Below are 18,243 nucleotides of genomic sequence, written 5' to 3' on the forward strand. Positions count from 1 at the left end.
ATAGCCCTCTATCTGTCCACTCTTCCTGAAGATACGGACGTGCGATGCGCCCCAACTTCAACTCGATTGCAACTCGTCTTGATACCCGAACAACGCCGGTTGTCCGCCCGTGTGCAGCAGGACAACTTTCTGGCCTTTGCGGATGACGCCTTGTTCAAGCAACCCAAGAAGCCCAGCAAAGGTTTTGGCAGAATAAACAGGGTCAAGAAAGATGCCTTCGGCGCACGCCATCAGGGTCAGTGCCTCGCGGGTTGATCGCCCAATCCGTCCATATCCAGGTGCCAGGGCGCCGTCCCAAGTGTGGACGTCTTCCATGACCAAAGCAGGGTCGAAACCCATCATGTTTGCCAGCCGTCCCAAGACCTTTTGCAAACGCATATGCTGCTGGTTCCGATCACGGCGAACGCATATGCCATAGACTGGTGCATATTGCCCGACCAGACGCAATCCGGTCAGGAACCCGCCATGAGTTGACCCGCTGCCGGATGGCACCACAGCTACGTCAAAATCGCTCATCTGCGCATGCAATTCAGCCGCCCCCACCACATAACCCAATGCCCCCAAAGGAGGATGATCGATGCCCAGATGGATCACATATGGTTTTCGCCCCTCAGCAGCCAGTTGATCGGCGCGTTCGTGAAGAGCGTTATCGGCGCCGGCCTCGTCCTCGCCCATGGGGTAACTCATGTGCTCAGCGCCTAGAAGCTGCGCCAGAAGAACATTACCGGATTGATGGTAGTATTCTCCCATACCCGCCACACGTTCTTCCAATTGAAGGATGGAGGACATGCCCAGTTTTGCCGCCGCCGCGGCCGCCGTGCGTACAAAATTGGATTGGACAGCACCTGTGATCAGGATGGTGTCCGCCCCCTGCTGTAGCGCCTCACCCATATAAAATTCGAGCTGACGGGTTTTGTTCCCTCCGAAGCTCAGCCCGGTCAAGTCGTCGCGCTTGATCCACAGATCCAGCCCCAGTTGATCAGACAGGCGCTCGAGCCGTTCAACCGGAGTGACCGATGTCATCAGCCTCGCGCGGGGAAAGTCTGAAAGCGCCTCGTCTATCATTTTTTCAGTGCCCTCATATTCATGCCCGCGACCCGTGCCGAAGGGTGGCACTATTGGTGAGGATAGAGAGGTTACCACCAGCGCGCAAAGGCTGGTCGCGCGCAATTTACCGCACACAGGTTGGAAAGACATTGCGCTTGGAAACAATCAGGCCTATCGGTGCGCCCCGCCGGTCGCAGCCTACCCGGCTAACAAAACAAGGACTGAAAAAATGAAAACTGCTTTAGTCTGCTCCGGCGGACTGGATTCTGTGTCTTTGGCCCATGTATTGGCGGCCGAAGGCAACCTGTCACGGCTGATCTCATTCGACTACGGCCAGCGCCATACCAAAGAGCTGGACTTTGCAGCCAAATGTTCCGAACGGCTAGGCGTACGGCATCATGTGATCGACCTGCGCTCGGTGGGGGCGTCGTTAACCGGGTCTGCTCTGACCGACGATCTGGACGTGCCAGATGGGCATTACGAAGAAGAGACCATGAAGGTCACCGTAGTTCCCAACCGCAACGCAATCATGCTGGCCATTGCTTATGGCATCGCAGCGGCGAATGGCGATGATGCGGTGGCGACAGCCGTACACGGGGGTGATCACTTCATCTATCCCGATTGCCGCCCTGGATTCACTGACGCCTTCGATTCCATGCAACGGGCGGCGTTGGACGGATACGCGGATATCTTGCTGCATGTTCCTTTCGTGCATCGCTCCAAGTCCGACATCGTTGCCGAAGGGGAACGGGTGAAGACACCTTTTGCCGAGACCTGGTCCTGCTACAAAGGCGGCGACCTGCATTGCGGGCGCTGCGGTACCTGTGTCGAGCGGCGCGAGGCGTTTGATCTGGCTGGAGTCAACGACCCTACCGCATACGAAGATCCCGATTTCTGGCGCCAGGCTGTGGAAAGGAAGCAGGGCTGATGTACCGAATTACCAAGGAATTCCACTTCTCGGCCTCGCACCAATTGACTCACCTGCCTGACGATCACCAATGTGCACGGCTGCATGGGCATAATTACATTGTCTTGGTTGAACTGGCATCAACCGATCTGAACAATGATGGGTTTGTGCGGGATTACCATGAGCTGAAACCGCTCAAAGCCTATATCGACGACGCTTTCGACCATCGGCACCTGAATGATGTTCTGAATTGCGTGACCACCGCAGAGAACATGGCGCGCCATTTCTATGATTGGTGCGCCGCACGCTGGCCTGAAACAGCTGCCGTGAAAGTGTCGGAAACACCCAAGACATGGGCCGAGTACCGCCCATGACCTTGCGCATTGCCGAAATCTTTGGACCCACCGTTCAAGGCGAAGGCGCATTGATCGGCCAGCCTACAGTCTTTGTCCGCACAGGTGGCTGCGATTTTCGCTGTACGTGGTGTGACAGTCTGCACGCCGTCGACAGCGCCTTTCGCCACAACTGGCGAGCCATGGACACAGACTCTGTCTGGGCCGAGGTCGAACGTTTGTCTGGTGGACGCCCCCTGACAGTGTCGCTGTCTGGAGGCAATCCGGCCATACAGGATTTTGCCCCTCTGATCCGACGCGGAATGGAAGCCGGCTATACATTTGCCTGCGAAACCCAGGGGTCGGTGGCCAAGCCATGGTTCTCTGAACTGGATATGCTGGTGCTGAGCCCGAAACCACCCAGCAGCGGCGAGGTGATGAATTGGGACGCATTTGAATTGTGCCTTATGGTGCGGCCCTCGCAGACCGCGCTGAAAATCGTGATCTTTGATGACGCTGATTTTCAATGGGCGCAAAATGTTTCTGCACGCTATCCCGGTCTGCCCTTGTATCTGCAACCCGGCAACCCCGAGACCGATCCTGATCTGCCAGTCGATCTTCATCAGGCGACCGGACGGCTGGAATGGTTGATCGACAAGACCCTCAGTACCGGTTGGTATACCCCTCGTATCCTACCCCAGCTTCATGTGCTGGTCTGGGGCAACAAACGCGGCGTCTGACCAGAAGGAGACAGACATGAGCGACATCTATAGCAATCTTACTCAACTGGGCGGTGACACTGTCCTGCCCACCAACCCCGATGAAGCGGTTCTGGAACGCGTTCAGAACCCGCAATCTGATGTGGATTACAACGTGCGTTTTACAGCGCCCGAATTCACCTCTCTCTGCCCGATGACCGGCCAGCCGGATTTTGCGCATCTGGTTATCGATTATGTGCCGGGCGATTGGTTGGTGGAAAGCAAATCCCTGAAACTGTTCCTGGGGTCCTTCCGCAATCATGGTGCATTCCACGAAGACTGCACAATTTCAATCGCCCGCCGTTTGCAGGAGTTCCTGAACCCCCGTTGGTTGCGCATCGGAGGGTACTGGTATCCGCGCGGCGGTATTCCGATCGATGTGTTCTGGCAAACCGGCCCGCTGCCCGATGGTGTCTGGATACCCGATCAGGGCGTCCCACCCTATCGTGGGCGCGGTTAGTTCTTTCGTTACAGTGTCTGAAACGCCGCGAAACCTGAACCATTCAAAATGCAATGACTGCTCGTTCGGATTTCGCAGTCGGGAGCAATGACATGATTGCTCCCGATTTCGCCTTTCTCACCCGTATGTTTTTTGAACAGGTTCCCAGCGCATTGCTGTAAAGCCACTACAAAAGAAATACGTCGTCTTCCAAGACGGTTGAGGGCTCTGAATGTTCAAGTGTCAGGCTTTCGTAGTCAGGAACTCCATCCCATGCCTTCAAGCTATTGGACGCAAGTTCAGTGGCTTCCACGATGCCAGGATCATCAAATTCCAATTCGGGCAGATGCTCGCCCAGATTTGGAATGAACGAGATAACATCCGTCTCTGCATCCAGGTCCAAAACGCCGTCTGCGACGGTTTTTTGCTGCGCACCCGGCGCCTGAGAAACTTTGGGCTCGGCATAACCAACAGTTCCGCTGCCATCGATATCCCATTGATAGAAATTTTCCACATCGATTACGTCGCCGACAGTCCTATGAGATAGATACCGGCCCTGATCATCCACTGTCCATTCGGTGTAGGTACGGCCCGGACCTTGCCAAAGAACCTTGTATCCGGTGCCATCCGATTCAACATGGATGGCTTGCCATGCGGCATAGCTTTGCGGCCCAACATCCACACCGTTCAGGCTTATGCCAATACTTCCATCGATCAGATACTGACCCTGACTCGCCTCGGACAACGTGTTTGATCCTGCGGTTTCGATCGAGGTGACGAAGTGACCAACACGACCGTCATTATCCAGGTCAACGCCATAAAACGCTTCGACATCCCGTACATCGGTTAATCGGGTGTGTGAATCGTATTTCCCATTAGAGTCGAGCGTCCAGTCCGAGAACTGGCCATTGGCGTTTTTCCAAAGCACACGATAGCCGCCGGTCGTGGCTTCGACTTGAACAGCAGTCCAGCCCGGAATACTGCCTGGGCCGACATCAGCTTCGTTGAGGTTTATGCGGATACTTCCGTCGATTAGGTAATGGCCCTGACTCGCCTCGGACAACGTGTTGGATCCTGCGGTTTCGATCGAGGTCACAAAGTGTCCGACACGACCGTCATTATCCAGGTCAACACCATAGAAGGCTTCAACATCCCGTACATCGGTCAACCGGGTGTGCGTGATGTAATTGCCGTTAGAGTCGAGCGTCCAGTCAGAGAACTCACCACTGGCATTTTTCCAAAGCACACGATAGTCGCCGCCTGAGGCTTCGGCGTGAATAGCGTCCCAGCCTGGAATGCTCTCTGGGCCGACTTCAGCGTTGTTAAGTTTGACCCTCACACTGTTGTTGATCTCATAATATCCGTGTGTCGATCCAGTTAGGGATGCCGAACCAACAGATTCAACAACTTGTGTCAGATGCCCGATTGTTCCGTCGTTGTTCAGATCGGCGTTATAAAACACCTCGCGATCCACAAAGTTGCTCAAACGACTATGGGAAATGTACCGCCCAAAGGCGTTTACAGTCCATTCTGTATACGCGCCATTTGCGCCTTCCCACAGGATTTTGTAACCACCACTTGCGGCTTCGGCATGTATAGCTTGCCAATTGCCAAATGAACTATCCCCAACTGACTGGTTGTTATAGATTACGGCAATTTTCGAAACCGGGTTGCCGAGGACGTAAACTCCTTGCTCTGCATGGCGCAGTGCGGTTCCGGTTGTCTCAATATCAACTATCGCGGTGGCAGAGGTAAGCTGCGATTGAGTGTATTTCGTCGATGTACCGCCAGAGAAACCAAAGTGCTCGACATCGTCGAATATTGTGAATGTCTCTCCCATTGCGACATCGTAGATCTCAAACCGCGATCCTAGATCCGAGACCAGATAACCGCTTAGTGCGTTTGAAAAATTCACAGTGTCCCAGCCAGAACCGCCAGAGAACGAACCGGAATTCCTTATGACGTACGCTGTGTCATTTCCGCCCTCACCGAAAACAGTGTCTGAACCAGTGCCGATCGCCAAGTGGATGACATCGTTATTGTCCCCGCCATATATGGTGTTGTCGTTTTGTCCATTCGAGACTGAGTAGATTGTATCATTACCAGCATTGCCGCGCAGAACGTTCGCTGCCGCGTTGCCGGTGATGAGGTCGTTGCCTGACCCTCCAGAAGCGTTTTCGATAACCACGCCATTCGCAATCGTGAAACCGCCTTTGACACCATCCACATATGAGACCCTGCCACCGCCAGAGTTGCTGTAGTCCAACGTTGCGATACGCAAGTCAATCACGGCGTTGTTGCTGCCGGTATGTTGAATCGTGTCAACTCCGCCAGTGTCCCAGATTGACTGATATCCGACACCTTTCGAATTTGACCCGGCGAGAGAATAAACAGAATTGCTCGAATTTGTGGTTGTATTCGCACCATACATTGCCTGCAGCGCGGCGATGTCCAGCGCTCCGAATCCGGTCGCGCCACCGGAATTCGCGTTAATAGGCAAATGACCGTCTCGTTGTGTCCAGCCATCATTATAAGACATCACTGTGAAGATGCCCTGGTTCAGGTCGCCTGTCCCGTATGAGTAGAAGGGGCTTGTCACTCCATTCATTATCGTTGTGTTTAGGCTCGTGTCATGCGGATGACCCAGGCCAAGCGCATGTCCCAATTCGTGCAGAATTGTTGTGAAGAAGAACCCCCCGGGGTCGCCATTGCCGGACGTAGCGCTCCAATAATCGATATTGAACGCGCCTTCTGAAGGGTAAAGCCAGGGTCCCACGTGATGACCCAACGTAGAGTTGGACCCGAAATATGAGCTTGGTGCGATGTACTCGACCAGATCAGCTGAAAAGGAGTTGAAGGTTTCCACAAACTTTATGTTTGCGACGGATTCGATGACCGCAAGCGCAGCTCGGAAATCTGCCTTGTAAGCGTTGGACCACCCATAAGTACCTGCTTTTTGTGCAAAATTATAGGTGATGGTCGTTGTCGTATTCGGGTTGCCGTCACCATAGGCACGTGTGCCTTGAATAGAACTAAGGGGGGAGGAGGAAGATGGCGGAGAGATATAAGTGGTCATTTTGCGGCCTTAGCGGACATGTCTAATACAAGCGCTCAATTTACATGTAAGTTTGTCAAGTTCGTGGCAAAGCAGCCCGTATTATTCGTCTTAGGGATGAACTGTATCAACATGTATTTTTCGAAAGAAAACAATACCTCAAAGGATATCGTTCGATGCACTCGTCAAATTGTAAAACGAATGTGGCACTGCCCTGCTCAGGTGTCCAATCACAGTCTTGCCGGCAGAAAACTTGGCAGTCAGGTTGTTTGGAACCGTGCTCTATTTGCTACACAGATTCCGTAGAAAAGCGATGTGCCTTACCATCCGGGTCTTAAGTATCAGCCGCCCATCAACTTTCCCTCTGGACGTGTCCGCATGAGATTGTCGTGGCTACAAAAAACTTTTTACATAAGAAATTCGGACCAGCACACGTGGCTGATCCGAAAAACAGATATGGCGAACTGCTGTTTTCAGCAAAATCGAAGTTATTTCAACGAGCGTTCAACTTCTTCTCTGAATTCACCCCGCTCGAGTCTGCGCAGCAACCGCTTAAGCCCTTTCCACTCAGAAATGCGGAAAGGATGACGTATAAGCTGACGTCTCCAGTTCTTTTCAGCGGGAAGTTCCGCCCGTTCTGCCAACATCTGGATTCGTTTTGGTGAAAGCAGTCGATAAAGCAGAAGAACGCCTTGATTTTGCTCAGGCTCAGGCTCAGGGTGTTCTTCGACGGTCCCTTCAAGTCTACGTTCAGCAGCATTGAGCAAATAGGTCAGTTCTTCGACACGGAAATTTTGCTCACGCGCATCTGCCCTGGCTTTCTTCAAAGCCAATCTGAGATCATCAAATTGCCCTTGGGGGTTTTTGCTAGCCTGACCCTTGATCTGAGATACATTTTCCAGGGTTTCTAATCTCGATTGAATTTGAACGGTTTTCGCTCGCTGCAACCTATTGATCATCGGCCACGTTGATTCATAGTAACCTTCGCCGCTGTAAATCGCATCGGGAAATCGAACCGGAGGCTGGCCTTCAGATTTAGACGCAGTCATGATCATCGTTTCCCCAAACATATTTGAGTCAACGCCTAAAAACTCGCCGATCTGGTAAAGATCCGTAATAGTTTCACGTTCTTCATATGCATCCATTGTTCTGAACGACGTCATTTGGAACCCTGCCGCGCGCAGGACAAGAGACGCCATGAACGGTGTATATTCTAAAGAGTGCCGGGGCTCATGGGCCAAATCCGGACTGTAGAACCAATAGGTCCAGGGTGGCATCCCGGCAATAAACTCACCAAGCGTTTTGTACGACACGCCATTTGGCACGGAAAACACCAGCGTCCCATCGGGTTTAATTAGGTCTCTCAGGCGGCACAGCACGCCGGATGGATCATGGTCAACATGTTCCAGTACTTCCAAGCAGATTGCGGTGTCAAAACTCTCTGCAATTGGCCATTGATCTTCCGTCAGGTTGAAATGGAAAACTTCGATTTCAACACTGTCTTCTCCGATTGCCAGGGTCTTGCTGGACGTGATCTCGCCACTTTCCAACGGCATTTCCGTTCCGACAACCTTGCGATACCCGAGGTGTCGGATCGCCCACAATCCGAAATAGCCATAACACCCGACATCTAGAAAAGTCGCGTTTTCGTGAGACGCCTTGGGGATGACCGTCAGAGTCTCGATCAGCCTCTTTCGGTGCCCGTTCAGATATTTGTGCTCAACGCTGCCGTCCTCGACTGCTAAAAGCGTCTCTCCGACAATGCTCTGGGCCTCATCTCGTGTCAGGTAATCGCCCTCGGTGGGTGATACCGAAACAGCTTGCAGCTGCGCAAACGCCTCGTTTGCAATGTGGGACTGCATGTCGCGGATGTCATTCTTCATAAAGGAGCCTCGTCGTAATTTCGCTTGGCTCGAGCTGAGGATATTCTTGAACCGCGCGCAGGTAGGTTTCTTTGGCTTTTTCTTTTTCGCCAATTGCCAAGTAGTAGAATCCCAGCGTCAATATCATGATCCACCGGTTTTCGTCGTAGAAGGTCCTCGAAATTAGATCTTCCAGAAGCTTGACGTTGGTTTCAGCGTCATAATACCACGACTCGTCCTGTCCGAAGCGTTCCTCGATCACTTTTGGGGTAATCTCACGGAGAAGGCGGAATGTGACGCTGCCTCCCCACTTCATCTCGGCTTCCAGTTTGAAGAAGTCATCCAGCTTCATCATCGAGAGATGGATGTGCGGATGAAACTCGTGAATGAAATCCTGCTGAAGCACCAGACCGTCTGGTATCAAACGAGGAAAGAACGTTCTCACAACGTAATCTGTCACGGGAAGCGCTTTACACAAATCGACTCCAAGCACTTCGATAGGCTCTTCAAAGGTGTAGCCGGACTTCATTACGTCGCCGGGGAACACTTCCAGGAACTGCGCGTTTTCCGCCAGTTGTTCACGAAATACTTGTTCGAAGCTTCCCCCGACGGAAAACTCCTTGCCCGGGAAATTTCGTTCCAGGTGCTCAAGTATATAACCTTCGCCAATAAAGACATAGTCTTTGTCAATAAGGATATAGTCTTCATCAATAAGGAAGAGATCGTATACCTTAATCAGTTTGCGAAGCGCCGGGTCATCATCGTTAAAGTTCGGATTGTCTTTAAGGCCTTGCACCAGATGATAAGTAGTGCCCCCGACAAAACAGCCGCCGTCAACGATTGTTCCCAGCCCACGATAGGTTCGCCCTGCATCATAATACACAGCTTTATCAGCTTCGGTCAGCATACACGGATAGTTCTTCGCCGAGTCATCAGTGCATTCGCGATACCGGTTCAATAGTCCATTTGCCTTGGCTTCGTTGTCATTGAACAGACGAACCATTGGGTCATTTGACGAGTGGTCTACTTCTTCCAGGTCTTCTGATATGGGTTCGCCAAACATTGCACGATTATACTGATTGAGAGTTTCCTTTGGCAGCGCGGAAAGCACGTCGAACAAAAGTCTCCCCGAAGGATCAAACCGTTCCAGCAATTCCGTTAAGTGTCGAACAACATTCACAATAACATCTTGATCCGTAACAACCTCGGCGTCATTCAGGATGCAGCCGAGATAAGTACAGATTTCCCTGAGTTCTTCAGGAGAGACAGAGTGACTTTCGATTTTCAACGTTGCCTGTTGAGCTGTCAGAAGGGACGCAAACCCGATCTCTTCTTCCAAACCAAACCGGGTCAGCATTTCTTTGAAGTGCTTCCAAATATTGACGAGGTCTATCGACTTTGCGGCAGACCAAGCAGTGTTTGAGATACTCTCCGGCCGATACCGATAGTTTACAATCGGTTGTTTCAGATAATGTACCTTGTTGGCCAGATAACAGAGCATTGGAACAATGCCCACGTCTTCGTGTGCGCCCACTGGGAAATCCAGTTCGAAGTTCTTGAACAAGTCCGCCTTGAACAAGTACCCCCAGGCGCGCATGGGCAAGTAGCCCGATTTTCTCTGCCCAAAGGTTGCCCGAAACGCACCAGTACCGGAGTATTTCGAACTGATAACTGCCCCAGAGCCTCTTTCCAAAACTGAATCGTATGGTTCAGCTTCCTGCCCACTGGAGAACTTGTTCGCCCGGCCGGTTACAACTTCGCTGTTTGTTGCGCGCGCAGTATTGACCAAGTCCCGAATTACAGAGTGGCCGGCAAGAATGTCGTCGGCATCAAGGAAGAAGATGTATTCGCCGCTGGCGCCATCAACGCCTGCATTTCTGCTTTTGCCCAGGCCACGATTTTCTGAATTCGTAAGCACCTTGACACGGTCGTCGTCTATCGATGCACGTTCAATAATTGCAGCGGAACCGTCAGTCGAGGCGTCATCAACAAGTATGATTTCAATCGAAGGATAATCTTGTTCCTGAAGACTGCTAAGGCATTCATCAAGGTAGTCCTCCATATTGAAGACTGGTACGATCACCGAAACCTTAGGAAAGCTGTTTTCTATCCGTTCACGCTCTTCAGGTTTTCGAAGCCAAAGCTCCCCTCCCATAGTATCGAGGTCGTACCGGGAGTGTTTTTCGAGCGCTTTTTGGTAATGCTCATTCGGCTCTTCCCCAAAAGCCCAGGAATTCACCGCCACGTCAAAGTTGGACCGAAACGCTTCGACAATCTCGCTTGCTGTCTTGAAATTTGAAAACGAACCGTCTTCATTTCCCGACAGGTTGTAGACATAGTTCACTATACCGTCGGCGTGCGTGTTTGGGATCCCATCACGCTTGAGCAGCTCCGCAAGTTCTTCTGGGCTGTGCGTAAGATGTGCCCAGTTCGGTATCGGGTTACGTTCCGAATCCGAGAAACTGTACATCATCTCCTTGCCGCTTTTTGACCCTCCAGCCGCAAATCTGGTACGCATTTCGTCGTCATTGTCTTCGGGGTTAAACCATACGTGGTGGCCAATCGAACCACCCCACATTGGGCATCCCTGCAGATAAATGACACCGTCCGGGGCTAGAAAACGCTTACATGCATCTGACACACTTTTAAAATCAGGAATGTGTTCAAGGATAGCGATACCATAGATCAGGTCGAACCCGCCTTCTTCCAGATCCAGTTGCCCCATGTCTCCAACTTCAAACGTCAAACCTGCGGGCAGCGGCTCGTCGCTTTTCAAATCCACCATGTTTGTCGCGACAACACTTTCGGCACCGTTTTCAAGAAAAAGACGTGCACTGATCAAATGAAAATCGCTGCCAATCTCAAGAACACGTTTCCCATTGAGGTCGACACGTTCAGCAACCGTTTTGAACTGCTCGAAATGGTAATCCGCAGCGATTTGGTCGATGTAAGGCGTCGACCGGATCTCGACCTCACGAGGTTTAGGCGGCCAATCCTGCTTTGGCGGGATGAAAAGTGCTTCTTGGGAGCTTGGGCCGATCAACTTCGCTACAGCAGTTTTGTTCCGCGCGGAATACGCGTCATAGACATCCCTGCTTTCTTTTTCAGCATCGGTCACAAGTGATCGATCCAAAGCCAACTCGGCAACCACCTCTGCCAATTCGCCGATGGTCTCTGCGGAATGGTACCGACTATTGCTGCCAAACCCAACGGCGCCAGCTGCAGTGCTAAGCAACGGCATACCATAAGCCATTGTCTCCAGGCTTTTGATTTTGAGGCCTGTTCCGCCACGTTCGGGGTTTATTACGATATCACATTCGGCAAAAAACGTGTTCAGATCCGGCACTTTTCCCATCAAATGCGGATTTGCTTTTTTAAGAGTTTCCTCGTCAATAAACTTGTCCAACTGCTCGCAGATACCGCCAGCCAAAATGAATTCGCTGTTGTCACACAAGCCTGGCTGCTTGGCCCATTCGGCCATGAAATCTCCCAGGTTCTCTTCGTTAACCCAGTTTTGAGATCCAAAGTAACCAATCCGAAGCTTTTCGCCGGGCCGTTTTCTGGCCTTTGGGAAAAGCGGTAAGACTGGTGAAACGACCACTACTTTCTCGGGATCGTCAACAATTTCTTTGAAATAGGCCGCTTCCTCGGATTGCAAAGCAATAACGGAATCCGCACGTTCGCAGGCCAATGCTTCACCGCCTTTGGTCAAGCTCATCCAAGCCGATTCTGACAAGCCTTGATCCAGCAGGTGGCGGTTACGATCCTCAAACCGGTCATGGGTCAGCAAAACTTTGTGTGTATATGCCGCAACCCTGTCGAACACGGCAGACAGGAACGCATAATTCACAAATGCAATGTCATACGAAAATCTGCGCGTCAGCTCGGACACTTCATTCAGCAACTCAGGGCCACACCAATCGTCCACGTGAACGTTCTGACCGTTCCGATTCCAGCCGACCAGATTCGAATTGATTGGGACTTCTAGGTAGAAATCGCACAATTCACGCGCTGCTTTCCGCATTTCCGGCGTAACCGTACCCTCGGCGTCACCGGCATAAAACAACAGGTGAATTCGATATCCGGCAGAACGAAACTGCTCCAACCAATCACGCATGAGCCTGGAGTTTCCTTCAGGCTTCCATGGATGCATATACGTTACGAAAAGCACAGTTCGATCACTGTCGAAATCGTCCCGCATGGAGGCTTTCAACGCCTGGAAATCGCTGCTGGACGATTGGTTGTCGAACCAGATCTGAGCATCCTTTTTCTGAAAAGGAAACCTGCGACAGACATCGGAATAAGGGTAATACTCGACTGTATCCTGAAGGCCGAGTTCCTGAACTTCGTTCCAGACAAGTACAGCTGCATTGTGATCCCTAAAGCCAGCCAAAGCCAGTTTCGAGGTTCGGCCATTGTCCTTCATGTCCTTCAGAACCGACAACAATTCTAGGATTTGTTTTGAACCTTGTGACAGGTTGATGTCTGCACCGATCATGCGAACCTTCTGACCATCAGCTTTTTGAGAGATTTGGGTCACGCTGCTGAATGCCTCCAACCATTAGTATTGTTGCAAATTTGTTCGACTTAACTGCCAAAAACACGTTTTTGACTTACTTTGCACTTTCTGAGGTGGGTAACTGATCTATCGCTCTCAGATCCACTTGCAGCAACGGCTGCGTAATAATCAGATTCGAAGTGAATTAGCAACGTCTTGTCGGAACAACAGGTACCTTTGCGCTTATGCATCCGCGCGGCTGGGGATCTGTTAACCAGGCCCTGCTCAACATCAGTGTATCAAGTATGTTTTTGGCGGATTCGGCTATCGGAGCTACACCAGACCATCGATCAAATGCACCCTGCGAAACTGCAGTTTCAATGGAATGGCAAACCTTATCTTGCCGCTCACCGTCGGCAAGGTGTCACTTCTCACTCGGATCGCTTTCGGCGTAGTTACGCAAAACATCCATGTCAGCGATATCGGCGTGGTTCCTGTCGATCTTGACACCTATGGGTTTCAACCGCGAAAAAGCCCGGCTCAGGCTTTCAGGTTTCATTCCCAGACGTCCGGCGATCAACATCTTGTCGTAGGGCAGTTCCACCTCGCACTGGCCGGACTCACAATCGCACAGGTTCAGCAGGAACTCCGCAACGCGTTGTGCCCCTGTCTGCGCCTTCAGCTGCTCCAGTTGCGCCACCAGAGAATGCAGGTGCGTAAAGGTGGCCGCCAGAATCGATACGCCGATTTCCGGGTCTTCCTTCATGAGTGATAACAGCACCGGACTGGGGATGTGCATCACTTCGCAGGACGAAACGGCTTCGGCTGACACTGGATATGGCACATTGCGCAGTGCAACGGCCTCACCAAAGCTTTCGCCGCGGGTAAAGACGCTCACGACGGCCTCGGCTCCTGTCGGAGAGATACGAAACAGCTTGACCCAACCCGCCAGCACAACATGGACGGCCTTGGCTTCTTCCTCTTGTAGGAAGATTGTCTCGCCACGGTCATATTGCCGCCAAATGGCCTGCCGCAGCAAGGTATCCACGTGTTGATCCGGCAGGCTTCGCAGAAGCAGAGACTGTCGCGCAATCGCCTTTTGTGCCTCGTGTGACATGAAGGCACTCCTTTTTCATCCATTCCGGGCGATCGCCCGGGAAATCATCCCCAATGCCCTGCTATGCCAAAGCCAGCGCGGCTGTGCCAGCCTTTTTCTTGGAGCACAACTTGACAATTGTCATGTCACGCGGCCCCTCGCTGCCCTAGGTTCGGCTCACAGCCAGTTATCCGGGGAGCATGTCAGATGGATTTCGAGCGATTTTTCAGCCAGAGCCTCGACACTTTGAAAGATGAAGGGAACTACCGGGTTTTCATCGACTTGCAGCGGCGTTGCGGGGCTTTTCCGAATGCGCGCCAAACCGATGGGCCTGTGCAGAGGGATGTACGGATCTGGTGTTCGAACGACTATCTGGGCATGGGGCAGCATCCTTCTGTGGTCGCAGCCATGCATGACGCTCTGGACCGTTGCGGTGCCGGAGCGGGCGGGACTCGTAATATTTCAGGCACCACGCATGACCACGTTCTGCTTGAGGCCGAGCTAGCCGATCTGCACGGAAAAGAAGCCGCGCTTCTGTTTACTTCGGGCTATGTATCGAACTGGGCGGCGTTGGGAACGCTGGCCGCGAAGGTCCCGGGTCTGATTGTTTTCTCTGACGCGCTAAACCATGCCTCAATGATTGAAGGCATCCGCCACTCACGGGCGCAGAAGGTGATCTGGAAGCATAACGACCTTGAGGATCTGGAGGCCAAACTGGCCGCCGCTGACCCGAACGCACCCAAGATGATCGCCTTTGAATCGGTCTATTCCATGGATGGTGATATCGCACCGATCAAAGAGATTTGCGACCTGGCCGACAAGTATGGCGCGATGACGTATCTGGACGAAGTTCACGCTGTTGGCCTCTACGGTCCGCGTGGGGGTGGCATCGCCGAACGCGAAGGCCTGATGCATCGTCTGACCGTTATTGAAGGTACGCTTGGCAAAGCATTTGGAGTGGTTGGCGGATATATCGCAGCCTCCGCAGCACTGTGCGACTTCGTACGCAGCTTTGCCAGCGGCTTTATCTTCACCACCGCCCTGCCCCCTTCGATCGCAGCCGGTGCCGCCGCATCGATCCGGCATCTGAAGCAATCAAGCGCAGAGCGCGATCTGCAGAAGGCCCGTGTGGCACAGGTGCGCGCCCGTCTGGATGCAGAGGGTATTCCGCATCTGCCCAACCCCAGCCATATCATCCCGGTCATGGTGGGTGATCCTGTGAAATGCAAATTCATCTCGGATACGCTGCTTGAGGAATTCGGCATTTACATCCAGCCGATCAACTATCCCACCGTTCCCAAAGGGACTGAGCGTTTGCGGATCACACCGTCACCGGTCCACACAGATGAGGACATCGAACATCTGGTTGGTGCATTGTCCGCTCTGTGGCAACGCTGCCAGATCGCGCGGATACCACAAGCCGCTCAATAACCAAAGCACCCCTTTGCTTGGAAACCTGCCGCCCTTCGGGGCGGCTTTTTTTGCTTCAAACCAGGTAAAGAACAAAGATTATTGCGGAAAATCCCGTCAGAACCATTGTGAACCCACGTAGCCAGCCAGGGCTTTCCGCCAAATCCAGATAGTGCTTCAGGATCATGCGGGCCTTAATCAGCGCCAGCAACAGGATGCCACCAGCAACGACTTCGCTTGGCGCTTGTATCAGTGTGAGCAGGGCAGATCCGGCGCTGAGCGCCAGGAGTCCAAGCCACGCTTGGGTCAGAGCGTTCAGTGGCCGCTGGCGGGAGTATTTGGCCAATGATGGAGGTTGGGGCATCTGTCTCATCCCAGCAGGTAGATCACCGGGAACAGCATGATCCAGACCAGGTCGACCATGTGCCAGAATTGCGCGCCCGCTTCGATGTTGCCAGGGTCATCGCGCCATGCGACCAGCAACAGAATTCCAACCCCGGCCAGTACATGCGCGGCATGAAAGCCGGTCAGCAAGTAATAGAACAAAAAGAACGGATGGGTTTCGTAACTAATCCCTTGCGACGCCTTATCTGCGTATTCCGCGCCCTTTATCACCAGGAACAAAACACCCAGAATTGCGGCAAAGACCAACGCCAAACGGGCCAACGAACGTTGCATGTTTCGCCGCCAATGTAGCGCCCGTGCAGCCAGATAGCCGGATGTCACCAAAACCGCAGTGTTCAATGCCGCGCCTGTGCGATGCAGATGCGACTGCGCCTCGGCAAAACCTGCCGGATCAGTCAGACGCACACCCATGAAAGCGATCATCCCAGCGCCAAAAACCAGCAGCTCCGAAATGATCAGAACCCACATCAGGAACTCGCCCGGAAGTTCGTCGATCAGTGAGGCATCGCTCATGCGCCGACCAGCTGGCGGTAGATCTGCGGCAACGCCATAGTCAGACGATGCGGATCTGGAATGACCGCGAAACCACCTTGCCCGAACATACGTGGAAACCAGCTTTTGCCAGTTTTGTCGATGGTGACACCGAACACTGATTGCCCGGCCCGACGCGCTTCGCGTACGGCCATGCAGGTGTCTTCGATTCCGTGACGTCCCTCGTAATGATCCAGATCGTTTGGCTTACCGTCCGTGATGACCAGCAGCAACCGGCGTTTACGGGACTGGCTGGCCAGATCGGCCGAGCAATGTCGGATTGCGGCGCCCAACCTTGTGTAGTGTCCGGGGCGCAGCGACGCGATGCGCTGTTCAACCTTGGTCCCCATCCGCTCGTCAAATCGTTTGCATTGCTGCACATAGACGCGCTGGCGTTTCAGCGAGCTGAAGGCATGGATGGCGAAATCGTCTCCGCAAGCGTTCAGGCCCCAGGCAAGCGCGGCAAGCGCCTCTCGCTCAATGTCGATCACGGCGCGGCCTGTTACAGCGCTTTCAGTCGAGCGGCTGACATCCAGCAGGATCGAGACCGCCAGATCGCGGGCCTCAGGCCGGGACTGCATCCAGATACGCTCGGTGCCTTCGCCATTGGCGCAGCGGTCTACCTGTGCCCGAACGGCGGCCTCGACATCCAGTTGGTCGCCATCCAGATGGCCACGGGTCATAACACGCCCCGGGCGCAGCGCTTCAAACTGCCGTTTGACGGCACGGATGCGACGGGCGGTTGCTGGATCTTTGCCGAACTCGGCGGCATCATCGCGGATATCGGCATCCGAGAGCAGAACGTTCACGTGATCCGGCAAGTACCGACCTGTCCGAACGTCCCATTCGGGATAAAGAATACGGCCTGACAGGCGCTCACGGTTGACGTCCTCGGGCGCCAGATCGAGGTGAAGCTTCAGCTTGGTGGGCGGAGCTTTGGAAATCTGCCCAAGACCAATCTCTTCCTGATCGTCGGCGGCCTTTTTCGCGTTGTCGGGATCATCATCGTCGATTCGACGGTTGATGTTCAGGAACTCAGCCCAGCTGAGGATGGCTTCGAACTTGTGCAGAATGAAACTGTCGCTGCGCTCGGCCTGATCCGATTTACGGCGGCGGGCGCGGTGGGTTTTCTCACCGGATTCTTCTGGCGGGCCGTCGGTATCCGGGTTTTCAACTTCGTTATGTTCCGAGAAGCCAACTGCGCGGAGTTCGGGCCACAGGGGGACCGGCCGCATCGGCTGATAGCCGCGTGGGGCAATCAGGTCGTCGTCCAATGCCAGAAGCTGTTCGGCCTTTTCCGACAGCGGATGAAGGTCACCCAGCTTATGTCGGATCAGCTCTTCGACAGCAGCCTCGACGGGCGGAAGGTTGGGAATGTCGCGTTGGTGCAGTACGCCCTTGCAAAGTTCGGTGTAAAGCGGGCGCAGACCGGGAGCGTTTTCCAGTGTCGCCTCGACCATTCTCTGCGCCGCGATCAGCGTGCGCAGGTCGGCGCGCAGCGGATCGTCTTCATCAATTCGAGTTCCGGCATGGGCAGCAGTGGCTGCCAGCCAAACATAGAGCGCTCCGTTTGCTTCACGCGCGGGGAAGACGGCCAGCCGATCAGGCAGGCGCAAGACCTCGCCATCAAACGATGCGCGCGGCATCAGCTCCACCTCGGTCGCCAGACGACGGCGCCAGCTTAGGCGGTGATGCGAAACCTCGGGTGAGACCGGGCGCAATTCTACGCCCGGGCTACCCCCAAGTCCTCGAAAGAGGACTGCCAGCCGCCCCGCGACCTCAGAGAGGTCGACCGCGGCTCCAACATGCACCTCAGGTGCATCGAGACGGCTGGCAAGGGTGTGCCACAGTTTCCCGATCGTTTCTTCGGGTTCCCATGGCTCAAAATCGATCCTGACCATCG

At 53.5% G+C, this 18,243-nt stretch carries 13 protein-coding genes; 5 read left to right on the forward strand and 8 right to left on the reverse strand.

Features of this window, described 5'->3' with window-relative positions; translation table 11 throughout:
- Window positions 1-57: 57 nt before the first annotated feature.
- Entirely contained in the window at window positions 58-1,023 is a 966-nt protein-coding gene (locus ACR0K5_RS14540; protein ID WP_480630368.1) for a D-cysteine desulfhydrase family protein, read from the reverse strand.
- A gap of 253 nt (window positions 1,024-1,276) precedes the next feature.
- Here ACR0K5_RS14540 and queC point away from each other — a divergent pair, with 253 nt between their 5' ends.
- From queC to queF, 4 genes are read left to right on the forward strand one after another with little or no spacing between them, the layout of a single operon-like run.
- Complete coding sequence (gene queC, locus ACR0K5_RS14545) at window positions 1,277-1,975, forward strand: 7-cyano-7-deazaguanine synthase QueC (RefSeq protein ID WP_480630369.1); 699 nt, start codon at window positions 1,277-1,279, stop codon at window positions 1,973-1,975.
- Window positions 1,975-2,328 carry a 6-carboxytetrahydropterin synthase QueD gene (gene queD, locus ACR0K5_RS14550; protein ID WP_480630370.1) on the forward strand — a complete coding sequence of 118 codons (354 nt, stop codon included), beginning with the start codon at window positions 1,975-1,977 and terminating at the stop codon, window positions 2,326-2,328. Before queC ends, queD begins: the two co-directional genes overlap by 1 nt.
- The gene (queE, locus tag ACR0K5_RS14555) at window positions 2,325-3,026 is read left to right on the forward strand and encodes a 7-carboxy-7-deazaguanine synthase QueE (RefSeq protein ID WP_480630371.1); all 702 of its coding nucleotides are present in this window, start codon (window positions 2,325-2,327) and stop codon (window positions 3,024-3,026) included. The genes queD and queE overlap by 4 nt, the downstream gene beginning before the upstream one ends.
- A 16-nt stretch (window positions 3,027-3,042) precedes the next feature.
- A complete protein-coding gene (gene queF / locus ACR0K5_RS14560) occupies window positions 3,043-3,504 on the forward strand; it encodes a preQ(1) synthase (RefSeq protein WP_480630372.1) in 462 nt (153 codons plus the stop codon).
- Between the two features lie 166 nt (window positions 3,505-3,670).
- Here the strand turns inward: queF and ACR0K5_RS14565 are convergent, their stop codons facing one another.
- The 4 genes from ACR0K5_RS14565 to ACR0K5_RS14580 all read right to left on the reverse strand — a co-directional run bounded on the left by ACR0K5_RS14565 (window position 3,671) and on the right by ACR0K5_RS14580 (window position 14,015).
- Window positions 3,671-6,559, reverse strand: coding sequence for a M10 family metallopeptidase C-terminal domain-containing protein (locus tag ACR0K5_RS14565; protein WP_480630373.1), 2,889 nt, complete (start codon window positions 6,557-6,559; stop codon window positions 3,671-3,673).
- Between the two features lie 467 nt (window positions 6,560-7,026).
- Window positions 7,027-8,421, reverse strand: coding sequence for a class I SAM-dependent methyltransferase (locus ACR0K5_RS14570; protein ID WP_480630374.1), 1,395 nt, complete (start codon window positions 8,419-8,421; stop codon window positions 7,027-7,029).
- Window positions 8,411-12,940 (reverse strand): glycosyltransferase, encoded by a 4,530-nt coding sequence (locus ACR0K5_RS14575; protein ID WP_480630375.1) that lies wholly within the window; start codon window positions 12,938-12,940, stop codon window positions 8,411-8,413. Before ACR0K5_RS14575 ends, ACR0K5_RS14570 begins: the two co-directional genes overlap by 11 nt.
- Before the next feature lie 382 nt (window positions 12,941-13,322).
- Window positions 13,323-14,015, reverse strand: a complete 693-nt coding sequence (locus tag ACR0K5_RS14580; RefSeq protein WP_480630376.1) for a Crp/Fnr family transcriptional regulator — start codon at window positions 14,013-14,015, stop codon at window positions 13,323-13,325.
- 186 nt (window positions 14,016-14,201) lie between these two features.
- Between ACR0K5_RS14580 and hemA the strand changes: the two genes are divergently transcribed.
- A complete protein-coding gene (gene hemA, locus ACR0K5_RS14585; protein WP_480630377.1) occupies window positions 14,202-15,425 on the forward strand; it encodes a 5-aminolevulinate synthase in 1,224 nt (407 codons plus the stop codon).
- Window positions 15,426-15,480: 55 nt separating this feature from the next.
- Here the strand turns inward: hemA and ACR0K5_RS14590 are convergent, their stop codons facing one another.
- From ACR0K5_RS14590 to ACR0K5_RS14600, 3 genes are read right to left on the reverse strand one after another with little or no spacing between them, the layout of a single operon-like run.
- The gene (locus ACR0K5_RS14590; protein ID WP_480630378.1) at window positions 15,481-15,768 is read right to left on the reverse strand and encodes a cytochrome C oxidase subunit IV family protein; all 288 of its coding nucleotides are present in this window, start codon (window positions 15,766-15,768) and stop codon (window positions 15,481-15,483) included.
- A gap of 5 nt (window positions 15,769-15,773) precedes the next feature.
- Complete coding sequence (locus ACR0K5_RS14595) at window positions 15,774-16,322, reverse strand: cytochrome c oxidase subunit 3 (RefSeq protein WP_480630379.1); 549 nt, start codon at window positions 16,320-16,322, stop codon at window positions 15,774-15,776.
- On the reverse strand, window positions 16,319-18,241 hold the full coding sequence (locus ACR0K5_RS14600; RefSeq protein ID WP_480630380.1) for a nitric oxide reductase activation protein NorD: 1,923 nt from the start codon (window positions 18,239-18,241) through the stop codon (window positions 16,319-16,321). The genes ACR0K5_RS14595 and ACR0K5_RS14600 overlap by 4 nt, the downstream gene beginning before the upstream one ends.
- Window positions 18,242-18,243: the final 2 nt, after the last annotated feature.

The sequence above is a fragment of the Ruegeria sp. AB9 genome, assembly GCF_056542585.1.